Source organism: Cupriavidus sp. 01L46, assembly GCF_056399905.1.
The window spans coordinates 1-6,751 of sequence record NZ_JBFTSF010000309.1 but is presented as its reverse complement, the minus strand read 5'-3'; the positions used below and the strand labels follow the sequence as shown (position 1 = coordinate 6,751).

6 protein-coding genes and 1 pseudogene are annotated in these 6,751 nt (G+C 67.5%); 4 read left to right on the top strand and 3 right to left on the bottom strand.

Translation table 11 applies throughout. The annotated features are described in order from the left end of the window. Positions 1-169: 169 nt before the first annotated feature. Both AC1DS3_RS32625 and AC1DS3_RS32620 read left to right on the top strand, forming a co-directional pair. Positions 170-274 (top strand): annotated as a pseudogene (locus tag AC1DS3_RS32625) (amino acid transporter); the annotation flags it as partial. 21 nt (positions 275-295) lie between these two features. Further along, positions 296-814, top strand: a complete 519-nt coding sequence (locus AC1DS3_RS32620; protein WP_441641362.1) for a class IV adenylate cyclase — start codon at positions 296-298, stop codon at positions 812-814. A gap of 63 nt (positions 815-877) precedes the next feature. Here AC1DS3_RS32620 and AC1DS3_RS32615 read toward each other — a convergent pair whose 3' ends face one another. The 3 genes from AC1DS3_RS32615 to modA all read right to left on the bottom strand — a co-directional run bounded on the left by AC1DS3_RS32615 (position 878) and on the right by modA (position 3,232). Beyond that, positions 878-1,600 (bottom strand): ATP-binding cassette domain-containing protein, encoded by a 723-nt coding sequence (locus AC1DS3_RS32615; protein WP_441641361.1) that lies wholly within the window; start codon positions 1,598-1,600, stop codon positions 878-880. Positions 1,601-1,606: 6 nt separating this feature from the next. Then, positions 1,607-2,278 carry a molybdate ABC transporter permease subunit gene (modB, locus tag AC1DS3_RS32610; RefSeq protein ID WP_441641375.1) on the bottom strand — a complete coding sequence of 224 codons (672 nt, stop codon included), beginning with the start codon at positions 2,276-2,278 and terminating at the stop codon, positions 1,607-1,609. A gap of 132 nt (positions 2,279-2,410) precedes the next feature. Then, positions 2,411-3,232 (bottom strand): molybdate ABC transporter substrate-binding protein, encoded by an 822-nt coding sequence (gene modA / locus AC1DS3_RS32605; protein ID WP_441641360.1) that lies wholly within the window; start codon positions 3,230-3,232, stop codon positions 2,411-2,413. Positions 3,233-3,505: 273 nt separating this feature from the next. Between modA and AC1DS3_RS32600 the strand changes: the two genes are divergently transcribed. Further along, positions 3,506-5,632, top strand: a complete 2,127-nt coding sequence (locus AC1DS3_RS32600) for a bifunctional 2',3'-cyclic-nucleotide 2'-phosphodiesterase/3'-nucleotidase (RefSeq protein ID WP_477128777.1) — start codon at positions 3,506-3,508, stop codon at positions 5,630-5,632. Positions 5,633-5,687: 55 nt separating this feature from the next. Further along, on the top strand, positions 5,688-6,503 hold the full coding sequence (locus AC1DS3_RS32595; RefSeq protein ID WP_441641374.1) for a tetratricopeptide repeat protein: 816 nt from the start codon (positions 5,688-5,690) through the stop codon (positions 6,501-6,503). Positions 6,504-6,751: the final 248 nt, after the last annotated feature.

Sequence of the window (6,751 nt, the reverse complement as noted above, 5' to 3'; positions counted from 1 at the left end):
GGGATGGTGTTTGCATGCGCGCAAGGATAACCGAGCCGCAGGCAGAAATCACGGCCAGGCAGCCGACGCAAGAAAACCAAGAAGACCAAGAAGACCCAAAAAACCAAAAAATCCAGGAAAACCAAGATCAAACCGACGATGCACAGGAATCTGCACGAAGCAAACCGGTGCCTTGCTCAGGCCGGTGTTCGCCAGGCCATCGGCATGGCGCGTGCTGGAGATTGTCATCGGCATCACCATGTGGGTGATGGCCGCCAAGCTGCTGTCTGCCTGATTTTCTGAATACCCGACGACCATGCCAAGCAACATAGAAATCAAGGCGCGTATCGCCAGCGTGGACGCGCTGTTGCCACGGGTCGCGCCGCTGGCCGACCATGGCCCGGAGCTGATCCTGCAGGACGACACCTTCTTTGCCTGCCCCAACGGGCGGCTCAAGTTACGTGTCTTTCCGTCCGGCGAAGGCCAGTTGATCTTCTACGCGCGCGCCGACCAGGCCGGGCCCAAGGAGAGCCACTACATCCTCTCGCCCACGGCCGAGCCCGATTCCCTGCGCGCCGCACTGGCGGCGGCGTGGGGCGAGAGCGGGCGCGTGCGCAAGGCGCGCACCTTGTTCCTGGTGGGCCGCACGCGCGTGCATCTGGACCGCGTGGAGGGGCTGGGGGATTTCCTGGAGCTGGAGGTGGTGCTGGCCGAGGGCGAGCCGGGCCAGGCCGGCATTGCCGAGGCGCATGCGTTGCTGGGCAAGCTGGGCATAACGCGAGGGCAATTAATTGAAACCGCTTACGTTGACCTGCTGCGCTCGGCCGGGGCTTGAGTTGGCCTCATTGAACGGGCCTCACCGAACGGGCCTCACTGAGCCGGCCCCACAGAGCCGGCCTCAGACCGCACGCGCCGAGACGGGCGCGTACACCTGTGGATGCCCCTTCACGGGCGCGGCGCCAAAGATGCGGCCTTCGCGCACTTCCAGCACGTGGTCGCCGAGGGCTTCCACGTCGTCGGGGTCGTGCGAGATCACCAGCATGGGCACTTCCAGGCTGGCTTGCAGCGCGCGCAGCTCGGCGCGCATGCGCACGCGCAGCGCCGGGTCCAGCGCGGAGAACGGCTCGTCCAGCAGCACAATGTCGGGCCGCGCCGCTAGCGCGCGCGCCAGCGCGGCGCGTTGCTTCTGGCCGCCGGAGATCTCGCCGGGATAGTTGCTGGTGATCGCGCCAAGGCCAAACGCATCGATCCAGCGTTGCGCTTCCGGGTGGTGCGTGTTGCGGCTCGGGTTGCGCCAGCCCCGCTTCAGCCCGAAGGCGATGTTCTGCGCGACCGTCAAATGCGGGAACAGGGCGTAGTCCTGGAACAGATAGGCCACGCGCCGCTCCTGCGGGCGCACATTGACGTGAGTCTCGCTGTCGAACAGGGTGCGGCCGTTGAGCACGATGCGGCCGCTGTCCGGCGTGAGCAATCCGGCGATGGCGCGCAGCGTCAGGCTTTTGCCCGCGCCGGAGGGGCCAAACAGTGCAATGCGCTTGCTTTCCGAATCGAAGGCGATATCCAGCCCGAAATGGCGGTCGGCGGAGCCGAGCTGCTTGCGTACGGTGACTTGCATGGTCATGGCGGCCTACCGGTACATTTTGCGGGTGGGCGGCATCAGCCGCCCGGCGGCCACCAGCAGCACCACGCAGGTGAGGGAGGTGACCAGCACCAGCAGGTTGGCGGTGTTGTCGTCGCCGGCCTGCACGGCTTCGTAGATGGCGACCGACAGCGTTTGCGTGCGCCCGGGCAGGTTGCCCGCCACCATCAGCGTGGCGCCGAACTCGCCCAGCGCGCGGGCAAAGGCCAGCAGCACGCCGGCGATGATGCCGCGTGACGCCAGCGGCAGCGTCACGCGAAAGAAGATGCCGGCCTCGGACGTGCCGAGCACGCGCGCGGCGTCCTCAAGCTGCGAGTCCACGCCTTCGAAGGCGGCGCGGGCCGACTTCAGCACCAGCGGGAAGGCCACGATGGTGGAGGCCAGCACCGCGCCTTGCCAGGTAAAGACCAGTTCGATGCCAAGCCGGCCGAGCCACTCGCCGAACACGCCGCGGCGCCCGACCAGCACCAGCAGGTAGTAGCCGAGCACGGTGGGCGGCAGCACCAGCGGCAGCGTGAGCAGGGCGTCGACCACGTCGCGCGCGGCCGATTGCCAGCGCGACAGTGCAAAGGCCGCGCCCACGCCCAGCACGGCATTGAGCACGGTGGCCCAGCCCGCGACTTTGAGCGACAGCGACAGCGGGACCCAGACAGCTTCCAGGGAGGTCATCAGCATAAACGCCTGCCGGCGGGGAGCCAGGCAGGCGGCAAGGTAGGTGGATTCAGGTTGGCGGCGCGCCCGGGCGCCGGGGCTGCGGGCAAGGACCAGCGATTATGGCTTGCGGCTTGCGGCTTACGGTTTGAGAAAACCATACTTGGCCAGCACCGCTTGGCCTTCTGGCGACGTCACATAGCCGAGGAATGCCGCGGCTTGCTCGGGCTGCCTGGAGTGCGAGGTGATGGCAATCGGATACGTGACCGGCTGGCGCGTCGGCACCCGCAGCGCTACCTTGACCTTGTCCGGCATGATCGCCGCATCGGTGGCGAACACGAAGCCGGCATCGACTTCGCCACGCGCCACGTAATCCAGGCTCTGGCGCACGTTTTGCGCCATCACGCCCTTGGCCGAGACCGCATCCCATACGCCCGCCGCTTCCAGCGCGCCCTTGGTATAGCGGCCCACCGGCACCGACGCCGGGTTGCCGAAGGCCACGCGCTTGAACTCGGGGCGGGCCAGGTCCTGCAGCTTGCCCGCTTCCAGCTTGCTGTCAGCCGGCAGGATCAGCGCGAGCTGGTTGGCGGCGAAATCGCGGCGCGACGCCGGCTGCACCACGCGCTCGGTCACGGCCTTGTTCATGGCGTCCTGGTCGGCCGAGGCAAACACATCGGCCGGCGCGCCATTGACGATCTGCTGCATCAGCACATCGGAGGCACCGAAGTTAAGGATCACCTTGGTCTGGGGGTGCGCGCGTTCGTAGGATTCGGCGAGCGACTTGAAGGCATTGGTCAGGCTGGCCGCGGCGGAGACCACCAGGTCTGCGCCGAAGGCGGCCGGGGCGGACAGCGCCAGGGTGGCGGACAGCACTAGGCTGGCCGCCAGCGAGGAGGCGCGTCGGGCGCCGCGCGGCTGGCGGGACTGGGCAGGCAACGGAGCGGAAATCGGGAGCATGGGCATGGCGGGGGTRGCCGGAAGCGGGTTGGATAGCAGGTGCGAGCCAGGCCGGAATATGCCCGCCAGATGTGCCCGCCAAATGCGCAATATATGACGGTATATAACGCGGCGTCAATGGCACATTGGGTCAGGACAGGGCATATCGGCGGGCCGTCCGGGTGCGCCTGCTGCCAGTGGCCCGTCGTCACAGTGGTGTAACGCGAGCGTCACTCTGCTGCCATTTGCGCTCGGGACAATGTCCGGCTYCAGGCACAACAATAAAGAAGGGAGCCACAAATGCACCGCAGTCCGACCGACGTTCTACCCGCGCGCGCCGCGCCCGCTTCGTCCCCCATCCTTGCGGTGCCCACCGCGGCCGCGCTGGGTGCCGCTATCGTGGCCACCGCGCTGCTGGCCGCCTGCGGCTCCGATGACAGCCCCGCCAGCCCCGGCACGGGCACGGGTGTCACGCCGCAGGCCGATAGCGTCTCGGCCGGTACCAAGGCCACGCTGGCCTTGCTGGAAACCACCGACCTGCACACCAATGTGCGCAGCTACGATTACTTCAAGCTGGCCGAGGACAAATCCTTCGGCTTCGAGCGCGTGGCAACCCTGATCAAGCAGGCGCGCGCCGAATTTCCCAACACRCTGCTGCTGGACAACGGCGACACCATCCAGGGCACGGCGCTGGCCGACTACCAGGCCCAGGTCAACCCGCTCAAGTGCGGCGAGACCCTGGCCATGTACAAGGTGATGAACGCGGCCAAGTTCGACGGTGGCGGCATCGGCAACCACKAGTTCAATTACGGCCTGGGCTATCTGAACCAGGTCACGGGCAACCGCTTCAACGTGGATGGCCTGCCCGACCCGACCGTGCAGACGCCGTGCGCCGGGCCGGCCTTCCCGCAGGTGCTGGCCAACGTGTACAGCGTGCGCACGCGCGCGCCGCTGTTCCAGCCGTACACCATCATCACCCGCCAGATCACCGCCACGGGGCCCGACGGCAAGGTCGTCACGGTGCCGGTCAAGGTCGGCATCATCGGATTCACCCCGCCCGCGATCATGAGCTGGGACAAGCGCTGGCTCGACGGCAAGGTCTACACCGAGGGCGTGAAGGAAACCGCCGAGAAGTTCGTGCCGGAGATGCGCGCCAAGGGCGCCGACCTGGTGGTGGTGATCTCGCACGGCGGGCTCGATGCCTCCGCCTACTCGCCCACCATGGAGAACGGCAGCTGGCACCTGTCCAAGGTGGCCGGCGTGGACGCCATGCTGATCGGCCACTCGCACCAGGTCTTCCCCGATGCCACCAGCACGGTAGCGCAGTTCAACCTGCCAGGCGTGGACAAGGTGCGCGGCACGGTCAACGGCGTGCCTACCGTGATGGCCGACTACTGGGGCCGCCGCCTCGGCGTGATCAAGCTGCAGCTCGCGCATGATGGCAACCGCTGGGTGGTCGACAAGAGCGCTACCACGGTGCAGGCGCGCTCGATCCAGAATGCCGACAAGAGCTATGTGGCGGCCGATGCCAGCGTGGCGGCCGCGGTCGATGCGGAGCACCAGGCCACCATCGCCTACGTGAAGACCCCGATCGGCACTACCGACTACCGCATGAGCACGTACTTCGCCGATGTGGGCGATCCCGGCGCGATCCAGATCGTCAACCAGGCGCAGGCGGCCTACGTGAAGGACTACATCGCCGCCAACCTGCCGGCCCTGGCCGCGCTGCCGGTGCTGTCCGTCTCGGCGCCGTTCAAGAGCGGCTTTGGCGGCGGCAACGACTACACCGATGTGCAGTCCGGCAACCTCGCCATCAACAATGCGGCCGATCTCTACCTCTACCCCAACACCATCTACGCGGTGAAGGTGAGCGGCAGCGACGTCAAGGCCTGGCTGGAGACCGCCGCCAAGCGCTTCAACCTGATCGACCCGGCCAAGACCGCCGACCAGCCGCTCATCAGCAGCTTCCCTGGCTACAACTTCGACATGTTCACCTCGCCCGACCTGCAGTACGAGATCGACGTGACGCAGCCGGAGGGCAGCCGCATCAAGAACCTCGCATACAAGGGCGTGCCGCTCGACGCCAGCCAGCAGTTCATCGTGGCCACCAACAACTACCGCGCCAGCGGCGGCGGTAATTTCCCCGGCCTGGACGGCAGCAAGACGGTCTATGCGTCGCCGGATGCCAGCCGCGATGTGCTGATMGCCTACATCAAGAAGGCCGGCGCCATCACGCGCGCCACCAACGGCGGCGCGCGCAGCTGGCGCTTCACCAAGGTGGCCACGGCCGGCAAGGTGGTGTTTGCTTCTGCGCCAGGCCAGCTGGCGCAGGCACAGGCCGCCGGCCTCGCCAATATCGCGCTGGAGCAGGCGAGCTACGACACCACCAAGAACCTGTCGCTGTACAGCGTCGACCTCAACCAGTAAGGCGGCAATGACCACGGCACTGACCACGGCAATGAGCACGGCAACGAATACGCCAATGAAGGGAACGACGGCACCGGCATGCAGTGCGCCTGTGCGCCGCCAGGCCCGTCAGCGCCGCCTGCATCCGGTCATCGCTGCCGCGCTGGTGGCGGTCGCGGTGGCGGCAGGCTGCGTAGGCGGGGCATCGGCATGGCGCGAGCATGCCAGCGCGCGCCACGCGCAGCTTGCCCAGTGGCAGACGCTGGCCGGCTCGGCCGGCGACGAAGAGGCGCTCGCGGCGCTGCGCCAGGCGGCGCGGGCGGGGGAGGGCGCGGCCCAGGCCGCGCTTGGTGAGGCGTTATGGGCAAGCGGGGATGCGGCGGCGCATGCCGAAGGCCGGGACTGGCTGAAGCAGGCCGCCGGCGCGGGCGATGCACGCGCGCATTTCGTGCTGGGCAAGGCGGCTTTCCTCGGCGATGCGCAGCGCGCGCCCGACGCGGCGGCGGCCTGGCACCACTTCGAGCTGGCCGCCGCCGCTGGCAATACCGGGGCTGCGTACTACCTCGGCTTGCTGCACCGTGGCGGCTATGGGCGCGCACCGGACCCGGCCGCGGCCGCGCGCTGGTTCGAGCTGGCCGCCGATGCCGGCGTGCCCCAGGCGATGTTCATGCTGGCCAACGCCTATCGCGAAGCGGCGGGCGTGCCGCGCGACGAGGCCCGCGCGGTGGCGTGGTACGAGGCCGCGGCCGAGCGCGAGCATCCGGAATCGATCCAGGCGCTGGCGATGGCCTATCGGTATGGCGAGCTAGGGTTGAAGCGGGATGAGGGGAGCTTTCGGGCGCATCTGGCGGAGACAGCGCATGCGCTGAAGCATCCGGCTTTGAGTCCTTGAATCTTTGAGTCCTTGAGTCGGGGCGGACGGGGTGTTGGGGGGTGCATGCGTGCGTGTAGCCCGCTAACGCGGGGGTGCCTCTTATGGGTGGGGTTTTACTGCTTCTAGCTGCTGGCGCGGCTGTACGGGGTTGGCCGTTTTGGAACGTGTGAGATGTCACTTTTCTTTACTCGTAAAGAAAAGATGGTATGAACGCGCCCCGTCCCCGCAGTGGAGCGCGAGGTGGCGAGACGGTAGTGTGGGTCAGG